The 16,442-nt window shown below is 43.3% G+C and carries 20 protein-coding genes and 2 riboswitches; of the genes, 13 read left to right on the forward strand and 7 right to left on the reverse strand.

The genetic code is table 11. The features are described from left to right. Positions 1 to 12: 12 nt before the first annotated feature. The 4 genes from thiX to thiU are packed head-to-tail and all read right to left on the reverse strand — an operon-like array spanning position 13 to position 3,585. On the reverse strand, positions 13 to 777 hold the full coding sequence (gene thiX, locus NYE53_RS07220) for an HMP/thiamine ABC transporter permease ThiX (RefSeq protein WP_251187022.1): 765 nt from the start codon (positions 775 to 777) through the stop codon (positions 13 to 15). Further along, positions 752 to 2,395 (reverse strand): energy-coupling factor transporter ATPase, encoded by a 1,644-nt coding sequence (locus NYE53_RS07225; protein WP_339247954.1) that lies wholly within the window; start codon positions 2,393 to 2,395, stop codon positions 752 to 754. Before NYE53_RS07225 ends, thiX begins: the two co-directional genes overlap by 26 nt. Next, positions 2,382 to 2,981 (reverse strand): ECF transporter S component, encoded by a 600-nt coding sequence (locus NYE53_RS07230; protein ID WP_003232554.1) that lies wholly within the window; start codon positions 2,979 to 2,981, stop codon positions 2,382 to 2,384. The genes NYE53_RS07225 and NYE53_RS07230 overlap by 14 nt, the downstream gene beginning before the upstream one ends. A gap of 1 nt (position 2,982) precedes the next feature. Beyond that, a complete protein-coding gene (gene thiU / locus NYE53_RS07235; protein WP_339247957.1) occupies positions 2,983 to 3,585 on the reverse strand; it encodes an HMP/thiamine ABC transporter substrate-binding protein ThiU in 603 nt (200 codons plus the stop codon). Between the two features lie 96 nt (positions 3,586 to 3,681). Beyond that, a riboswitch (TPP riboswitch) is annotated at positions 3,682 to 3,794 on the reverse strand. A 101-nt stretch (positions 3,795 to 3,895) separates the two neighbouring features. Here thiU and ykoG point away from each other — a divergent pair. The 7 genes from ykoG (at position 3,896) to mgtE (ending at position 9,311) form a co-directional block, all read left to right on the forward strand. Next, a complete protein-coding gene (gene ykoG, locus NYE53_RS07240; RefSeq protein WP_032730473.1) occupies positions 3,896 to 4,582 on the forward strand; it encodes a two-component system response regulator YkoG in 687 nt (228 codons plus the stop codon). A 3-nt stretch (positions 4,583 to 4,585) separates the two neighbouring features. Beyond that, on the forward strand, positions 4,586 to 5,950 hold the full coding sequence (gene ykoH, locus NYE53_RS07245) for a two-component system sensor histidine kinase YkoH (protein WP_064671308.1): 1,365 nt from the start codon (positions 4,586 to 4,588) through the stop codon (positions 5,948 to 5,950). Then, positions 5,947 to 6,627: a PepSY domain-containing protein gene (locus tag NYE53_RS07250; protein WP_339247960.1), complete on the forward strand. Its 681-nt coding sequence runs from the start codon at positions 5,947 to 5,949 to the stop codon at positions 6,625 to 6,627. The genes ykoH and NYE53_RS07250 overlap by 4 nt, the downstream gene beginning before the upstream one ends. Positions 6,628 to 6,718: 91 nt before the next feature. Then, on the forward strand, positions 6,719 to 7,231 hold the full coding sequence (locus NYE53_RS07255) for a PepSY domain-containing protein (RefSeq protein WP_339247962.1): 513 nt from the start codon (positions 6,719 to 6,721) through the stop codon (positions 7,229 to 7,231). An 82-nt stretch (positions 7,232 to 7,313) separates the two neighbouring features. Next, positions 7,314 to 7,451, forward strand: a complete 138-nt coding sequence (locus tag NYE53_RS07260) for a transcriptional regulator SplA domain-containing protein (protein ID WP_003218541.1) — start codon at positions 7,314 to 7,316, stop codon at positions 7,449 to 7,451. 107 nt (positions 7,452 to 7,558) lie between these two features. Then, positions 7,559 to 7,724, forward strand: a riboswitch (M-box (ykoK) riboswitch). Between the two features lie 91 nt (positions 7,725 to 7,815). After that, positions 7,816 to 7,938 (forward strand): hypothetical protein, encoded by a 123-nt coding sequence (locus NYE53_RS07265; protein ID WP_009967087.1) that lies wholly within the window; start codon positions 7,816 to 7,818, stop codon positions 7,936 to 7,938. Between the two features lie 17 nt (positions 7,939 to 7,955). Then, positions 7,956 to 9,311, forward strand: coding sequence for a magnesium transporter (gene mgtE / locus NYE53_RS07270; protein ID WP_003232543.1), 1,356 nt, complete (start codon positions 7,956 to 7,958; stop codon positions 9,309 to 9,311). A 42-nt stretch (positions 9,312 to 9,353) separates the two neighbouring features. On the opposite strand, the gene tnrA is transcribed toward mgtE, so the two are convergent. Then, positions 9,354 to 9,686, reverse strand: coding sequence for a MerR family transcriptional regulator TnrA (gene tnrA / locus NYE53_RS07275; RefSeq protein ID WP_003232541.1), 333 nt, complete (start codon positions 9,684 to 9,686; stop codon positions 9,354 to 9,356). 194 nt (positions 9,687 to 9,880) lie between these two features. On the opposite strand from tnrA, the gene NYE53_RS07280 reads away from it, so the two are divergent. The 3 genes from NYE53_RS07280 to NYE53_RS07290 all read left to right on the forward strand — a co-directional run bounded on the left by NYE53_RS07280 (position 9,881) and on the right by NYE53_RS07290 (position 10,904). Then, the gene (locus NYE53_RS07280) at positions 9,881 to 10,036 is read left to right on the forward strand and encodes a hypothetical protein (RefSeq protein ID WP_003232538.1); all 156 of its coding nucleotides are present in this window, start codon (positions 9,881 to 9,883) and stop codon (positions 10,034 to 10,036) included. 87 nt (positions 10,037 to 10,123) lie between these two features. Next, complete coding sequence (gene ykoL / locus NYE53_RS07285; protein ID WP_015252233.1) at positions 10,124 to 10,306, forward strand: stress response protein YkoL; 183 nt, start codon at positions 10,124 to 10,126, stop codon at positions 10,304 to 10,306. Between the two features lie 133 nt (positions 10,307 to 10,439). Beyond that, positions 10,440 to 10,904, forward strand: coding sequence for a MarR family transcriptional regulator (locus NYE53_RS07290; RefSeq protein WP_133954310.1), 465 nt, complete (start codon positions 10,440 to 10,442; stop codon positions 10,902 to 10,904). Positions 10,905 to 10,918: 14 nt separating this feature from the next. On the opposite strand, the gene NYE53_RS07295 is transcribed toward NYE53_RS07290, so the two are convergent. Continuing rightward, positions 10,919 to 12,040, reverse strand: a complete 1,122-nt coding sequence (locus NYE53_RS07295; protein WP_339247965.1) for a glycosyltransferase — start codon at positions 12,038 to 12,040, stop codon at positions 10,919 to 10,921. Positions 12,041 to 12,130: 90 nt separating this feature from the next. Between NYE53_RS07295 and NYE53_RS07300 the strand changes: the two genes are divergently transcribed. Next, positions 12,131 to 12,682 (forward strand): hypothetical protein, encoded by a 552-nt coding sequence (locus NYE53_RS07300; protein WP_339247968.1) that lies wholly within the window; start codon positions 12,131 to 12,133, stop codon positions 12,680 to 12,682. Positions 12,683 to 12,709: 27 nt separating this feature from the next. Here the strand turns inward: NYE53_RS07300 and NYE53_RS07305 are convergent, their stop codons facing one another. Beyond that, positions 12,710 to 13,522: a metallophosphoesterase gene (locus NYE53_RS07305; protein ID WP_339247970.1), complete on the reverse strand. Its 813-nt coding sequence runs from the start codon at positions 13,520 to 13,522 to the stop codon at positions 12,710 to 12,712. A 192-nt stretch (positions 13,523 to 13,714) separates the two neighbouring features. On the opposite strand from NYE53_RS07305, the gene NYE53_RS07310 reads away from it, so the two are divergent. After that, positions 13,715 to 15,409 (forward strand): DUF6044 family protein, encoded by a 1,695-nt coding sequence (locus tag NYE53_RS07310; protein WP_339247972.1) that lies wholly within the window; start codon positions 13,715 to 13,717, stop codon positions 15,407 to 15,409. Positions 15,410 to 15,421: 12 nt separating this feature from the next. Continuing rightward, positions 15,422 to 16,435: a glycosyltransferase family 2 protein gene (locus NYE53_RS07315; RefSeq protein ID WP_339247974.1), complete on the forward strand. Its 1,014-nt coding sequence runs from the start codon at positions 15,422 to 15,424 to the stop codon at positions 16,433 to 16,435. Positions 16,436 to 16,442: the final 7 nt, after the last annotated feature.

Below are 16,442 nucleotides of genomic sequence, written 5' to 3' on the forward strand. Positions count from 1 at the left end.
ATAGCGGATTTTTTATGATGCGAAACATAAAGATACGAGAAAGGATCCCGCGAATAATATGAGGACGAGGCAAAAGAACACCCAGTCGCGCCGGTTCACGCTCAATGTCCTGTAGTATGTCCGGTTTCTGCTTCCTGTAAATCCTTTCGACTCCATCGCAAGCGCTGTCCGTTCCGCTTTTCTAATGGCGCTTGCCAATAGCGGTATGGTATATCGTTTTAACGCACCGATTTTATTAATGATGCCGCTCTCCGCCGCTCCTCCTCTGATTTTATGAGCCTGCTGAATCAGCTGGACCTCATCTTTTAACAGCGGAAGAAAGCGAAAGCCTGCAATGACACCGTACGCGAGCTTTGGTGAGAGCCTGCACTGCTGGACAAGGCTCAGCATAAATAGAATCGGATCGGTTGTAAAAACGAACATCATCGATAAGGCGGAAAAGCATAAAATACGAAACCCAAGGGAGATGCCGACAGACACATTATCGCTGTTAATTGAGATAGGGCCTGCTTGAAACAAAAAATTATCCGGTGTTGTCGGTACCTTTCCAAAAACTGCGGCTGTCCACACGCATCCGAATGCTAAAATCAAAAACGGAATCGTAAACAACAACCATTTTTTCAATGGGATTCCGGCCGCCAGTAGAACGCCCGTAACGATGATGATATAAAAACATGCCGGAGTGTAAGGGTTGTAAATAAACGACAGCATGACGACACAACAAAAAACCGCCGCCGCTTTCACAGTCGGATTAATGAGATGTAACGGCTGCTTCATCACGCACCTCCTCTTGATATGCCATCCATTCATATAGAAGGGGAAGGGTGAGCTTTGCTTTTTGGACAAGCCCTGTTTCTTGAGAAAACAACTGCGCTGGAGATCCGTCAAAGGCCAGGCCCGTATCGTGAAGCACAAGCACGCTGTCAGCATACGAAGAGACTAGCTCCATATCGTGTGTAATCATAAGGACAGCGGTTCCCTCTGCCTTGATACGCTGAATCATTTCCATGCATTCAGCCGCTGTGCGGGCGTCCTGGCCAAAGGTTGGTTCGTCTAATAATAAAACCTTTACGTCATGCATGAGCATAGTAGCTACGCTCAGTCGCCGTTTTTGCCCTTGGCTGATCGCAAACGGATGATGATCAGCCAAATGCGCAAGACCAAAACGCTGCAGCAGGTGTTGCGCTTTTTTCTCAGTTTCAGCATTTGCTTTCTGGCCGAACAGAAGCTCGTCATACACCGTATCGGTGACGAATTGATGCTCAGGGTTTTGAAAAACAAATCCCATCCGTTTACGCAATTCTTTTTCTTTATATTTCTGCAGCGGCTGGTCATAAAGAAGGATTTTGCCGCTTTGCGGTTTCATGAGACGGGCCAAAACTGATAGGAGCGTCGATTTTCCAGTTCCGTTCGGACCGACAAGCGCCGTTAAAGAACCTTCGCGCAACGAAAAGCTGATGTCTTTGAAAATCGCCTGCTGTCCTCTCGCGAACGAAAGGCTGCTGACTTCAAGCACACTCTCCCCAGAAGGGGCTTTCTTCTTTTTGGCATGCCCGGCAGGAATAGGCTCTTTGAACAGCATCTCTTTTGATAAAGTAAACGGCATACTCAGCTTTTCCTGCAGATGACAGACCTTTGGAATGGCGATGCCCAATTTCTTTAGTGTCTCCGCTTCATGCTGAAATAGATTTTTCGTCAGGCCATCCAGCGCCTTTTTGCCTGATTTGTCGAGCACGATCGTTCTCTCAATCCAAGGCGCCCATTCATCAAGCTGGTGCTCAATGACGAGGAGGCTGAAACCTTTTTCCCGCTGAAGATCTTTCATCAGATGAACGAACTCCCGCGCTGAGAAAGGGTCTAAAAGAGAGGTCGGCTCATCTAAAATAATAAGCTCAGGCTCCATCGCCAAAATACAGGCGAGAGCCACTTTCTGCTTTTGTCCTCCTGAAAGGGTTGAGATCGTTTTTTCTTTTAAATGGGTAATGCGTAATTTTTCTAATATGGCGTTGATTTTCTCTGTCATTTCTTCTTTTGGAATTTGCAGATTTTCCAGTCCGAACGCAATTTCGTCCTCCACCGTCAGCATGCAGAACTGCTGATCAGGATCCTGAAAAACGACCCCGGCATGCTGAGCAATCGTTTCGGAGGTTTCAGCATCTGTGACCGGCTTTTGAAATAGAAAGACATGTCCGGACTGAATGCCGTCGCAAGCCTCCGGATATAGACCGTTTAAACAAAGGGCGAGCGAGCTTTTACCGCATCCGCTCGGTCCTAATAATAAAACACATTCTCCTTTTTGAAGCTCAAACGAAATGTCTTGAAAAACCGGTTTCTCGTCTTCTTCATAAGAGAAGCTGAGCCGGTCAACCGTCAGAAGCTCATCAAAGGCTTGCATGCTCTGACGCCCGCTTCCGTTTCTTTTTCAGTTCCTTTCCGAGTGCCATTCCGTTTAACACACCTGTATAAGCGAGAGAGTCGCTGACAGCTTTTCCGAGAAGCCCCGCCAAAAGCGCGCCGGAAATGAGGCGGATCACAAGCATAATGAGCAGATAACCTGGTGAATAGGCTGCATAGCCAGAAACAAAGAGATCATAGATAAAGCTGGCTACTGAAGACCCCATACCGGCAAGCATAAGGACAGGGAGAGAGTATGCTTTCCAGCGTGTTGCAAGAAACACAGCCTCAGCCCCGAGCCCTTGAACAATGCCAATGACGATGACCATCGGGCCAGACGGATTTCCCAGCAGGCACTCAACGAGAGCGGCAATGATTTCAGAAACGAGCGCCGCACCCGGTTTTCGAATCATGTACGCGGCGATCACAGAAACGATAAACCAAATGCCGTAAATCGGTTCATAGGCGATTGGCCCAAACATACCTGCAAGCACGTTTCCGAAATGTGTAAATAATAAATAAACAACGGCAAATACGATACTGATAACCGACATGATGACAATTTCTTTTACTTTCCAGCTTTTCATTTTATCCCTGCTTTCTGTTTTTTCTTGATGGACTGTTAGCCGAAAGATTCACAGTCATGATGATATGGTTTGTTTGCTGCTCAGCCATGCGGAAAACGGCTTCCAATGTGCTGAATACGTCATGCGCATCCCCGTCAAGCTCGCTCGCGTAATGGACACCCTGTACGAAAGTGCCTTGGGCTTTTGTAATGTCGACAGCCTTCATAATCAATCCCATATAATCCGGCTCGTTCATTGGATAAAGGGCAAATTGGCACGGGGCTTCCGCCTTCAAGCCTCGGACAGCATCTTCATTGACACGCTTATCGCCTTTGGAAAGATATGTATCCCCCTGTATGTCACCCGGGCATCCAATGGAAAACGTGCCGTTCATGACGATGTGTTTTTCGCTGTTTGCTGCATGAAGGTAAATGGCTTTTGCAGCATCGAATACATGATCAATCGATCCGCGTAACACCGTGCTGATATGGTCGGTTTTCGTCCATACCTTGGATGTATCTGTTTTTTTCAGCGCAGACTTGATCACACTGATAAAATCATCCGTCATCGGATATAAAGAGAAGCGAAAACCGGCGATTCTGCTTGTACCGCAAATATGCTCCATTTCTCCGACCTCCTGTTTTTTTGGTAAAATAAAAAACTGCATATCCTAAGGGAATATGCAGTCATAGATCGATTAAGCGCACAAAAAAATACACCATTCGGTCAACCTGCACTTCCCCACGCTGGTATTATCCAGATCGGGTCATAAGGGATCAAAGTGCGTTTCTTTCGCGCTTTATCTCAGCCAAAACAGCACCCCTAGTGCTTTCCGTATACAATTTTTTATTTTGACATCATAATAGATGATAAGAATCATTTTGTAAACAACGAAATCATTTTTTTCATATAGGGACGGGAGAGGATGATCAAATTTGGAAAAAGGACACATATTAATTGTGGAAGATGAAGAAAAAATCGCCAGGGTTCTTCAGCTTGAATTGGAATATGAAGGATACAGCGTCACTATCAAACACAATGGCACAGAAGGTCTGGATGCGGCAGCGAAAGGCGGGTATTCCTTGGTGCTTCTTGATGTCATGCTTCCGGGGCTTAGCGGACTGGAAGTGCTGCGCCGCTTGAGAAAAACGGATCCGCAGACACCGGTCATATTATTAACGGCGCGAGACAGTATTCCTGATAAGGTAACAGGTCTGGACATCGGTGCGAATGACTATGTCACCAAGCCGTTTGAAATCGAGGAATTGCTTGCGAGAATCAGGGCGGCGCTGCGGCAAAATGGAACAAAAACGGAAGATATCGGCACCTTTCTTACATATGACGATTTGCGGGTGAACGAAAAAACCCGTGAAGTGAGACGCGGAGACAAAGAGGTGGAATTAACGCCGCGGGAATTTGATCTACTCGTCTATATGCTAAAGCATCCGCAGCAAGTGCTGACACGGGAGCAAATTCTAAGCTCAGTATGGGGATTTGATTATATCGGTGATACAAATGTCGTGGACGTCTACATAAGATACATCAGAAAAAAACTGGACTATCCTTACGAAAAACAGCTGATCCATACGATTCGCGGGGTCGGCTATGCCATTAAGGGGTAAACGATGAAGCTGAAGACCAAGATTCATCTATACACTTCGATATCACTGTTGATTTTATTAATTTTGGTTCATACCGCAGTATATCTCATTTTTTCGTCTGCGCTGACATCAAAGGATGCGGCCCGGCTTGCTGATGAGACGGATAACATTGCCGAAGCGCTGCGTGCCGCTGAAACAGAAGGAGTGGCTTTGCAGGATATGCTGCAGGCCTATCTTCCGGCAAATGGCATGGTGCGTGTAGTGAATGGTGATCAAAAAGCCGTTATGACGATCACAAAAGAAAAAGCCTATAAAGATTTTCCTCTCTCTTTTCATAGCGGAGAAACGGCAGATGTGAGGAAACATGACGGCAAGCTGTTTGCCGAGGCTGCTGTTCCGGTGATTTGGACCGATGGACAAGTGGTGTCTCTTCAGCTGGTTGAAAGGCTGGAGAACACAGAAGAGAGTCTGTTTCTGCTGAAAATCATCTTAATCGCTGCAAGTGCTGCTGTCTGCATTGCTTCTTTTTTTGCAGGCAGCTTGCTTGCCCGCCGTATCATCAATCCGATCAGACGATTAATGATCACAATGAAAGACATACAGCGAGACAAAGAATTTAAAACGATTTCTTTAGAAGGACAGTCCAACGATGAATTGTATCAAATGGGGCTGACATTTAATGAAATGGCAATGATGCTGAAGGAGCACTATGATAAACAGCAGCAATTTGTTCAAGATGCTTCACACGAATTGAAAACCCCGCTCACTATTATAGAAAGCTACAGCAGCCTGATGAAGCGGTGGGGGGCAAAAAAGCCGGAAGTGCTTGAGGAGTCGATAGAAGCCATTCACTCAGAAGCGGTGCATATGAAAAAACTGACCAATCAGCTTTTGGCGCTGGCCAAAAGCCATCAAGGACTCGAGGTTGATCTGAAAACAATCGATCTGATTGAAGCTGCGCGCGCGGTTATGCAAACGCTCCAGTCCGTTTATCAGCGTGACATATTGCTTGAAACAGATAAAGAGAGCCTGCTTGTAAAGGCTGATGAAGAACGCATCAAGCAGCTGTTGACCATTTTGCTTGATAATGCAATAAAGTATAGTGAAAAGCCTATTGAGATGTCAGCCGGAACGAGGAATGGACGGCCATTTCTATCAGTGAGGGATGAAGGTATCGGAATACCTGAGGAGCATATCCCGCATTTGTTCGAACGGTTCTACCGGGCAGATGAGGCACGAAACAGAAAAACAGGCGGAACAGGTTTAGGCCTTTCCATTGCCAAGCAAATCGCTGATGAGCATGGCATTGAGCTGTCTGTCAAAAGCAAGCCGGGACAAGGAACAGCTGTCACCATGCAATTCAGCGAACAGAATGGGGGAGGCCGATGACTAAAACAATAAAAACAGTATCTTTTGCTGCAGCAGCCATTTTAGTTGTCATCATCTGTACGTTTCTCATCATTCGGCAAACCCATGAGAACGTATTGTCAAAGGAGACTGTCGTAAAAAAAGTCGAAGCCTCTTATGAAGGCAAGGTCACGAAAGCAACACAATCAAAGGATAAAAAAACATTTGATATAACCCTTGAAAATCCAAAGGGAACTTACTTTGTAAAAGCAGATGCAATATCGGCTGACATTCTTTCAATGAATAGAGTAAAAGCAGTGAATCCATCTGCCATGACAGAAAAAGAAGCCGAGCATCTCGCGCTTGAGCGGGTGCCGGGAACGGTCAAAAAACAAACACGACAAAGTCGAGTTGCCACTTATACCATACAAAAAGAAGATGGGAAAACATACGAAGTGAAGGTAGACATGCAGGCAAAAACAGTCTTGTCTGCCGATCAAATCAGCAGCAAAGATCAACAAAAAACGCCGATTACGAAAAAAGAAGCCAAAACAATTGCTGAGCGAGAAACGGGAGGAACAGCGGATGACGCAGATCTCGAAGAAAGTGAGGGCACTCTCATCTTTGAAGTGGACGTTGATCTTCCTGATGATAAGGAAGCGACAGTGAAAATCAATGCCTACACAGGAAAGGTAGCTAACATTGTGTATGAAGACTGACGGTTTCTCATCAAATTCTCATCTTGCTCTCGTTTTCCTTTCATGTTGAGTGTGTAAACTGTACTCATACAAAACAAAGGAGGACTCACAAATGCTCAAGAAAAAATGGATGGTCGGTCTTTTAGCAGGATGCCTAGCGGCCGGAGGATTCAGCTACAACGCGTTTGCCAAAGAAAACAATGAAAACAGCCAGGCTTCTTCTAAGACGGATGCACTCACTGAACAAGAAGCAGAAGCAATTGCTAAAACAGTTGTTGACGGCACAGTAGAAGACATTGACAGAGACCTTTACAACGGCAAAGAAGTCTATGAAGTGGAAATTGAAAAAGAAGGTGAAGACTACGACGTTTATGTAGATATTCATACAAAACAAGCGCTTAATGACCCGCTAAAGGAGAAAGCAGAACAAGTCGCCATAACCAAAGAAGAAGCTGAAGAAATTGCTTTAAAGCAAACAGGCGGAACCGTAACAGAAAGTAAGCTTGACGAAGATGACGGTGCTTACATCTATGAAATGGAAATCCAAACGAAACAAGGAACTGAGACAGAATTTGAAATTTCCGCAAAAGATGGACGCATTATCAAACAGGAGATAGATGACTAATCAAAACCCCCGCTGCAGCGGGGGTTTTTCATGATAAGAAACCTTCTTTTGGACAATCTAAGTAGAAAAGGAGGCGAAACGCATGGAAAAGAAAGAGGAGCAATACATCAATCAGGCTGAATATGTCCCTCATCCGACGAAGGAAGGAGAGTATGCCTTATTTCTTCATGAAACGTATCATTTGCTTTCTGAAGATGACGAGACACAAACAACAGAATAAGGGCTTAGGCCCTTGTTTTGTTCCGTAATTGTGATGTAAGCGCATTTATTACTTTTTTGAGTTGACACAGCTTGTTTTTTTCTGTAATCTCAGTGTGTCAATTCAATTAGGAACTTCGTTAGGTGAGGCTCCTGTATGGAGATACGCTGCTGCCCAAAAATGTCCAAAGACGCCAATGGGTCAACAGAAATCATCGACATAAGGTGATTTTTAATGCAGCTGGATGCTTGTCCTATGCCATACAGTGCTAAAGCTCTACGATTGAAGGCGCCCGCACGCTTTTTTTGCCGTGCTTCTTTCACCTTCAATCCCGAAGGCTTTTTTTATGCCTTTAAAACGAAACCAATCAAAGGAGGTGCGGAGTATGGATTCTCCCCATTCGAGTCAATCTGAAGAAGTACCCATATACTATGACAGCAAGACAATTGATTACACGATGAGGAGACGAACTGCCGCACCTTCTGGCGAGGCCGGCACGTCTCCGTAGAGGAGGTACGAGTCCCGATGGTTCAAAACATGACCTATGACGAACTCATTTTACGCATCATTATTTTACTGCGAGACGGGAAAATCAGGGATTTCAGAAGTGTTATTGATGAGCTTCAGCCCTATGACATGGCATTTATTTTTAAAGAAATGCCGGAAAAACACCGCGCCCGCTATTTATCTTATTTAACTGTAGACGATATCACTGATATGATCGGGGAGCTGGAACGCGAATTTCAGCTTGTCGTCTTAAATAAAGTCGGAAAAACAAAAGCAACACTGGCGATGAATAAAATGGACAACGATGACCTCGCTCAATTGCTTGAAGAAATGGACGAAGAACTGAAGGAACAGCTTTTGTCCAGCATGGAAGCGTCAGAGTCAAAAGCTGTACAGCTCTTAATGAATTACCCGGCTGATTCAGCGGGACGCATGATGACAAACCGGTATGTGTGGATCCCTCAGCATTACACGGTAAAAGACGCGGTCGTCAAACTGAAAAGCTTCGCTGAAATAGCTGAATCGATCAACTACTTATATGTTATTAATGAAAGCAAACAGCTGGTTGGGGTTCTTTCCTACCGCGATTTGATACTGGGTGAACCTGAAGAAAAGGTGCAGGATTTAATGTTTACCCGCGTCATATCAGCAGATGCTCTTCAGGACCAGGAAGAAGTTGCCCGCCTGATTGAACGTTACGATTTTTTGGCAATACCGGTTGTAGAAGAAAACAACGTGCTTGTCGGCATTGTGACGGTCGATGATATTATCGACGTCGTTATTCGGGAAGCTGATGAGGATTACGAAAAATTTGCCGCTTCCGGTAAAGATATCACCTTTGACACAAAAGCTTACGTGGCGGCTTACCGGCGCCTGCCATGGCTGATTTTACTCTTGTTTATCGGACTGATTTCAGGAAGCATTATCAGCTATTTTGAAGACGCGCTGAAGCAGGTTGTCGCGCTTGCGTTTTTCATGCCGATGGTGTCAGGGATGACAGGAAATACGGGAACACAATCTCTCGCGGTTGTCATCAGAGGTTTGTCTAAAGAAGAAATGAACAAAAAAACGATTGTGCGCCTGATCTTCCGGGAGTTCAGAACAAGCATTTTTATCGGAGCGGTTTGTTCTGTGCTGATTGCGATTGTCTCCATCATATGGCAGGGGAATGCGCTTTTGGGATTTGTTGTCGCCTCTTCACTGTTCTTAACCTTAATCATCGGCACGATGTCAGGAACGATTATCCCTATTATTTTGCACAAACTGAAAGTGGACCCGGCGATTGCTTCTGGACCGCTGATTACAACGCTAAACGATATTTTATCTTTATTAATCTACTTTGGCATTGCCACTGCATTCATTCACTCATTATAAATGTAAAAAGTCCGTCTCAACTGCGAGCCGGACTTTTATTATTTAACGGTTTTTGTACCGAAAGTGAGCATTAAGCTGCCCCTCCAGCATTTTTTTCCGCACTTGCGGATCGTTTTTTAACATCTGTTCTTTTTTGCGCATATCCTTTAAAATCTCTGCCGTCTGTACGCCGTCTTCACGCTTATTGGCGATATCCATCAGCCGCTCCACATCGGCAAAGGAGTATTTTCTTGTCCCCCTTGAAGAACGCTGCGGGTAAATGAGCTTTCGTTCCTCATAATACCTGATCTGTCTTACGGACAATCCTGTCAATTCACTCACAATTCCGATTGAAATCACTTTTTTGTCTTTATAAGAATGATCTTCTGTGGTCATTTTTCCACCCCTGGATGTCTTTTGATAATAGTATATAAAAAACAAAGAGAAAAAACCTGACGCTTGTCATATTTTCTAACATCAAATAGAAGATTTTTGAAAAAATACGGAAGAAAAATTAACAAGAATAATGCGTAACACCCAAGCGCGTTTTATCCTTTATGTAACGAATCAAACGAGGAGGAAGGATAATCATGGAGGAAGAAAAAGCGGTCTCACTGGCAAAAGAAATTATAGAGTTAGATATCAAGCGTGATGAAATGCTGGAGACGTTTATGCAGCTTGCCGGAGAACAGGCTTTTCAATTATTAAGATCGGTTCAAAACGGACAATACCGAAAATCTTCGTAAACATAAATTCTTTACATTAGATTCATACCACGTTCATTTAAAAAGAGTATCTTTTGTATAGGATACCTCAAAATGAAGGAGGACGCTATGAGTAATTTATTGAAATCCGCTTTAGAAAAAGAACGAAGCCATTATTCTGAAAAACTCTATCAGATTGGGGTTTATAATAAAGAGGTCATGAACAAAATGACGATTTCTGAGCTTCGGAAAGAATACGCTTATTTCTTTCGAAGCATTACAAATCATAAAAATTATCCTTATACAAGATAATGTATAAGGATTTTTTTTGCTTTTAGAAGGAATTTCTCGAATTATAGCGAATACGTATAGTAAGGGACTGAACTCTTATTATATGTAAGGGTTTTCATTATTTTTTTATAAAAATCCTATATACGAGGTAGATATGATGAGATTATCGTTTAACGAAGAAGAAGTTGAGCGTGCGATGAATTTGTACAGAGTTTTTGCAAGGGCTTTCAAAAGTGTGTCCGAACATAGTATCCGTGATAGCAAAGAGCACGGTTTTAATCCCACTGAATTTGCTGTACTGGAGCTCCTGTACACAAGAGGCCCGCAAAAATTACAGCAAATTGGGTCGAGACTTCTGCTTGTAAGCGGAAACGTCACATATGTTATTGACAAACTAGAAAGAAACGGGTTTTTAGTAAGGGAGCAGGACCCGAAAGATAAACGCTCTGTTTACGCACATTTAACTGACAAGGGAAATGAGTATTTGGATAAAATTTATCCGATTCATGCACTGCGTATTGCGAGAGCGTTTTCAGGCCTTTCGTCTGATGAACAGGACCAGCTGATCGTCCTGCTCAAGAAAGCAGGCATACACAGCCAGCATTTGCTGTTTCGTTAACTATTCTACACTCTCTATTTCAGGAGAGTGTTTTTTTGTTTCCATATGATTCTTTTTAAAACATCTTCAATCTTCCTATCAGACATTTCGCCAAGGTATCCATTGACGTGTTTTTTATACTCCTTCATCTGTTCGTTCGATTGAAAAAATGCCGCGATATACTCTTCTGCTTTCTGCATGTCCCAGTTTCTCATATCTGTGACGAGTTTCCTTTCATGTAGAAGGTTTAAATTCATTTCCTCCTGTCCCGGCAGTGCATGATAAATAAATACCGGAAGCCGTTTCTGTAAGCATTCACTGATGGTCACGCCTCCGGGTTTAGTCATGATGCCTGTCGACTGTTCGTACAAACGGTTCATCTCTGCTTTGCTGTGAAGGTAAGGAATCGCCTCAATCAAGGGGTGGTGTAAACTTTTGACATAGGAGTAGAGCTTTTCGTTTCTGCCGCATAATATTTTGTATAAGATCTTTCCGCCTGGCGACAGTTCCTGCACCCATTTTAAAATCCCGCCGACCCCCATACTGCCCCCAGTGATGATGATGGTATATGGCGGATGGTGCTGCAAGGTATCTGCTGATTCCATTTCAAAATTTCGGTGAACTGGAATGCCGGTCAAGTATATGTTGTTCTGATCGATCCCCTCTGATTTTAGCTGCTTCTTTACTTCCGTGCTCGGAACAAAATGGTAATCAATGTTCTTCCGTCCCCATAATTGATTCACGAAAAAATCAGTGTATACATTCACAACCGTCAGATTCGGATATTCAGGCTTTAATCGGTTCAGCAGATAAGAAGGCAGCGCATGTGTGCAGAAGGCGATATCAGGCTGTTTTTCTTGGAGGATGTGCCTCATTTGCTGTGTGAACAGCCATTCGTACATGAAATAGCGTTTGTCATGCTGAAATTCTCCGCAGGCGAGGAGCCTGTAAATGCCGCTGTACGTTTTCGGGAAATATTGAATCCATTTTAAATAAGCCACGGAGGACAATTTTTCTAACCGCCTATACGAATGTGAAAAGATATCAATCTTTTCAGCTGCCAGCCCTTGAGACTCTAATTCAGCCTGCAATGCATCAGCCACATGATGATGGCCGGTGGAAATGCTTAAAAAAGGAAAAATGAGAATGTTTTTCATGACGGTCCTCCTAAAAAATATGGCAACTATATTTTGAGGAGAACGTTCACAAAATATAAGGGTGTTTTTGATCATGAGGAAGGTGAAAAGATGAAAACCTGTTTCCTTTCCATTTGGAGAATGGTTGATCCGATTTATTTCTTTTTTTCAAGGCTAAGCTTGATTGACAACGATCAAAAAAGCGTTTTTCGAGTCAGGCTGACGAAGTACAAAGGACATCATGTCGTGCTTAGCGACGGAACGCATATAAGAAAAAATGATGTGCTCGTTAAAATCCACCTGCATAACATAAAGCTGATCAGGGAGCTGCAAAGCATTGAGAGCGCAGTCAGAAAGGGAATCATTATTTATCAGAAAGTATATCAATCGATGCCGCTTCTTCTTAACTATATCAACAATCATAAAAAAAGCGAGAAAATCAAAGGAATCATTGGGATTACAATGCTTGACAAAGGTGTGGAAAGGCTCGGCTTTGATGTGATCACCCCGGTGAATCCTTGTTACAGATTCTTTAAAAAAGTGTCCCATGTGCCGATTTTATATTTGACTTCAAAGCCTGTGAGCTTGCGGCATTTACCGAATTCATCCTATTTGTTTATCTCAAAAGAAAAGCTGCAGAAAACCTATCAAAAAAAAGACTGATGCCTCGGTCAGCACAGTCTTTTTTGATTAAATCTGATGAAATGTTACTTCAGGGCGGCTTCCGACACGGATATTTACGCCGGTTTGTCCCAAGCCCTCGCTGATATAAAATGGTTTATCGTGATGATAATGAAGGCCTTTAATCATGTCCATTCGCACGAGCTTTCCCATTTTCACCAAATGATACGGTTTTGGCCAGTGGATTTGCCCGCCGTGAAAATGCCCTGACAGCAGGTAATCATAGTGAACATCTTTCATATCCAGAATAATATTTGGGTCATGTGTTAAGACAAGATGATAGCCATTTTCCAGACTTTGATAAGAGCCGGTGATATTACTCCGATTCGTACTGTAATCATCAATGCCGATAATATTGACTGGCCCTGCAGCCGTCTCGATTCGAACATGTTCATTTTGCAGCGTGATACAGCCGTTTTCCTCTAAAACTCGCTTCAATCTCTGAAAGTCCTCTTCTTTTAATACATAATCGTGGTTACCGAACACCGCATACATTCCATATGCAGGCTTTAGCTTTTGCAAGGCGTTCAAGTAACCTGCCAGCTTCGGAATATTACGTTTCCGATCAAGAAAATCCCCGGTAAGAGCAATGATGTCCACAGGCTGATCTTTTGTTAAATGATACAGCTCCTCAGGTGAGACTGAAATGTTTTCCAAGTGAAGATCTGATAAATGAAGGATATTTAATTTTTTTCTGGCTGGAAGGCCGTCTTTTTGGTCGATTGAAATGGTGTTGACTTTCACATCTTTTGTATTGCGGTTCGCTTTATATAGAAATGGCACAAATACGAGTATGGCCAATGAAAGTAAGATTGTAAACAAAATATATCCCCTCCCTTCTATCAGTATAGTAAGTGATCAAGCCCTATGGATAGCGGGAATTAATGGGTAGAGACAGGTTGAAAAACGGATTGTCATATGATGAATGATTTGGAAGGGAAAAGGGATAATAAATTTTGACACATGAGGCAGAACATGCCGACGGAGTCAGAATAACAAATGGATGTGTAAGCAATGTTACGATTGATGAGACAACAAAAAAAAGAAACATATTATCTCTGGATCGCATTATTTCTTCTTTTATTGTATGTATCCCCGCTTTTTATTTTAAAGGAAGATGCCCATATCCGGGTCCACGATAATTTAGATTCCAACATCGCTTGGTACAAGGTTCTGGCCGATAGCGGAGAAATCGTCGGCAAGGTTGACGCTGCCATTCCGCAAATCATTAACGGGCTGCCCCGGGATGCCTTTGGCACCGAGTGGAGCGGAATTGTTTGGCTCCATGCTTTCTTTTCTTCCATGACCGCCTATGCAATAAGCCAGACGGTTACAAGAGTTGTCGCTTTTTTTGGAATGTATGTGCTGCTGAAGAAACATATAATCCCGGAGCCAAAAGCGGCTTTCATCCGAATTGGCGTATCGCTTGCATTTGCCTTAACACCTTTCTGGCCTTCGGGAATGCTGAGTACGCTTGGGTATCCTTTGGCACTGTGGGCATTTTTAAATATCCGAAAAGGGGATATTTCATGGAGAGAGTGGCTGACGCTGGGCTTGCTCCCTCTATACTCAAGCTTTGTTCTAGGCTTCTTCTTTTTCCTGGCAGGGATGGCGTGTTTTTGGCTGTATGATGCCATTACAAAAAGAAGATGGAATTTGATGTTCTTAGGCAGTATTGCATTTATGACGAGTATCTATCTTTTCGTTGAATATCGGCTTGTCTATTCGATGCTGTTTGAACACGCACCGATGCATCGTATCGAATTTATCTCATCCAGGCATGACGTTTGGCATTCTCTTCGGCTATCCGTAAAAAACTTTGTCTATGGCCATAATCATGTGATGACCGTTCATACCGTTGTCATCCTTCCGATCCTGCTGGTCGTATTTGCTGCTCTGCTGTTCAAACGAAATCGGACAAAGCCAGAAAATGTTTATCTGTTTTTATGTGTGCTTAATTATGGATTGTCATTATGGTATGCGTTTTGGTTCAACAAAATTTGGGCTGTTCCAAAGCAGAAATTTGCCTTTTTAGCTGAATTTAATTTTGCCCGTTTTCATTTTCTTCGGCCGCTTGTTATATACGTGAGCTTTGCGCTTGCTTTATATCTCATTTGGCGGATGGGGAAAGGATGGAAATGGCTTGTGTATGCCGCAGTCGCTGCACAGCTAATGGTGTTGGCGCCTTTTAATGAAGAATATACGTATGGCGTTCATTACAACGCGCCGACATTCAAGGAGTTTTATGCATCGGAGCAATTCAAAGAGATTAAGGAATATATCGGACGTCCGGAGGATTCGTACAGGGTGGCGAGCATCGGACTGCATCCGTCTATCGCCCAATATAACGGGTTTTATACGTTAGATACGTATAACAATCTGTATCCGCTTTCATATAAATATGAATTTAGGAAAATCATCGAAAAAGAGCTGGAAAAAAATTCTCGGTTGAAACAATATTTTGATGAATGGGGCAGCCGCTGCTACCTTTTTGTCGATGAACTCGGTAAACGATATGATTTCAAAAAGAACTCGAAGAAAACGATCAACAACCTTCAATTAAATACAGATGTATTTAAAAAAATGGGCGGACGGTACATTTTTTCTTCAGTTCCGATCATGAATGCTGAACAAAACCATCTCGCGCTCGTAAAGACGTTTGACCATAAAGATTCCGCCTGGCGCATTTATTTATATGAAACAAGATAAGGAGGATATCGATTGAAACAGTCACAGCCAGTATTAACCATCGTCGTCCCGTGTTTCAATGAAGAGGAAGTGTTTCAAGAAACAAGCTGTCAGCTGACAGAGGTTGTAGATGATTTAATTGAAGAAAAATTAATTGCTGAAGACAGTAAAATTCTGTTTGTCGATGATGGCAGCAAAGACCGCACTTGGGCTTTAATTGCTATGGAGAGCATAAGAAACAAGAAGGTTACCGGCTTAAAATTAGCCTGCAATGTCGGCCACCAAAAAGCGCTTTTAGCCGGACTGCATAAAGCGAAGAATAGGTCAGACTGCGTCATTTCGATCGATGCTGATCTTCAGGACGACATCTCTGTGATCCGGGATTTTATGCTGAAGTATCATGAGGGCTGCGAGATCGTTTACGGTGTACGCCGGAGCAGAAAAACCGATACCTTTTTCAAGCGCACGACCGCGTTAGGGTTTTATCGTCTCATGAATAAGCTTGGGATCAAATTAATTTATAATCATGCTGATTTTCGTTTAATGAATAAAAGGTCCCTTGAAGAGCTTGAGCGTTATCCGGAAGCGAATCTGTTTTTAAGAGGTATTGTCCCTATGATCGGCTTTAAATCGGCCGAAGTGTTGTATGACCGCAAGGAACGCTTTGCTGGCAAAACGAAATATCCGCTGAAAAAGATGCTATCCTTCGCTTTTAACGGGATTGCTTCATTCAGTGTCGCACCAATTCGATTCTTTACGCTTTTAGGGTTTGTTTTGTTTTTCCTCAGCGCTGTGGCAGGGATTGGCGCGTTTATTCAAAAGCTGCTCGGCCATACGAATGCAGGCTGGGCGTCTCTCATCATATCCATTTGGTTTTTGGGCGGGTTGCAATTGATGGGAATTGGCATCATCGGAGAGTATATTGGAACGATTTTTTCTGAAGTGAAAAGACGGCCGAAATACGCGATTGATATTGATTTGTATAATGAGCAGCTGAGCCCGCTCCAGCGCCAGGAAAAAGAGCGGTTAGAAAAAAAGTACAGTTAAACGGAAA

The organism is Bacillus sp. FSL R5-0523 (assembly GCF_037975295.1).
Taxonomy (GTDB): domain Bacteria; phylum Bacillota; class Bacilli; order Bacillales; family Bacillaceae; genus Bacillus; species Bacillus subtilis.

Bases quoted from the DNA above. Each gene is read 5' to 3' on its own strand.
- thiX (WP_251187022.1), bottom strand. From the start codon at position 777: ATGAAGCAGCCGTTACATCTCATTAATCCGACTGTGAAAGCGGCGGCG.
- NYE53_RS07225 (WP_339247954.1), bottom strand. From the start codon at position 2,395: ATGCAAGCCTTTGATGAGCTTCTGACGGTTGACCGGCTCAGCTTCTCT.
- NYE53_RS07230 (WP_003232554.1), bottom strand. From the start codon at position 2,981: ATGAAAAGCTGGAAAGTAAAAGAAATTGTCATCATGTCGGTTATCAGT.
- thiU (WP_339247957.1), bottom strand. From the start codon at position 3,585: ATGGAGCATATTTGCGGTACAAGCAGAATCGCCGGTTTTCGCTTCTCT.
- ykoH (WP_064671308.1), top strand. From the start codon at position 4,586: ATGAAGCTGAAGACCAAGATTCATCTATACACTTCGATATCACTGTTG.
- NYE53_RS07250 (WP_339247960.1), top strand. From the start codon at position 5,947: ATGACTAAAACAATAAAAACAGTATCTTTTGCTGCAGCAGCCATTTTA.
- NYE53_RS07255 (WP_339247962.1), top strand. From the start codon at position 6,719: ATGCTCAAGAAAAAATGGATGGTCGGTCTTTTAGCAGGATGCCTAGCG.
- NYE53_RS07260 (WP_003218541.1), top strand. From the start codon at position 7,314: ATGGAAAAGAAAGAGGAGCAATACATCAATCAGGCTGAATATGTCCCT.
- NYE53_RS07265 (WP_009967087.1), top strand. From the start codon at position 7,816: ATGGATTCTCCCCATTCGAGTCAATCTGAAGAAGTACCCATATACTAT.
- mgtE (WP_003232543.1), top strand. From the start codon at position 7,956: ATGGTTCAAAACATGACCTATGACGAACTCATTTTACGCATCATTATT.
- tnrA (WP_003232541.1), bottom strand. From the start codon at position 9,686: ATGACCACAGAAGATCATTCTTATAAAGACAAAAAAGTGATTTCAATC.
- NYE53_RS07280 (WP_003232538.1), top strand. From the start codon at position 9,881: ATGGAGGAAGAAAAAGCGGTCTCACTGGCAAAAGAAATTATAGAGTTA.
- ykoL (WP_015252233.1), top strand. From the start codon at position 10,124: ATGAGTAATTTATTGAAATCCGCTTTAGAAAAAGAACGAAGCCATTAT.
- NYE53_RS07290 (WP_133954310.1), top strand. From the start codon at position 10,440: ATGATGAGATTATCGTTTAACGAAGAAGAAGTTGAGCGTGCGATGAAT.
- NYE53_RS07295 (WP_339247965.1), bottom strand. From the start codon at position 12,040: ATGAAAAACATTCTCATTTTTCCTTTTTTAAGCATTTCCACCGGCCAT.
- NYE53_RS07300 (WP_339247968.1), top strand. From the start codon at position 12,131: ATGAAAACCTGTTTCCTTTCCATTTGGAGAATGGTTGATCCGATTTAT.
- NYE53_RS07310 (WP_339247972.1), top strand. From the start codon at position 13,715: ATGTTACGATTGATGAGACAACAAAAAAAAGAAACATATTATCTCTGG.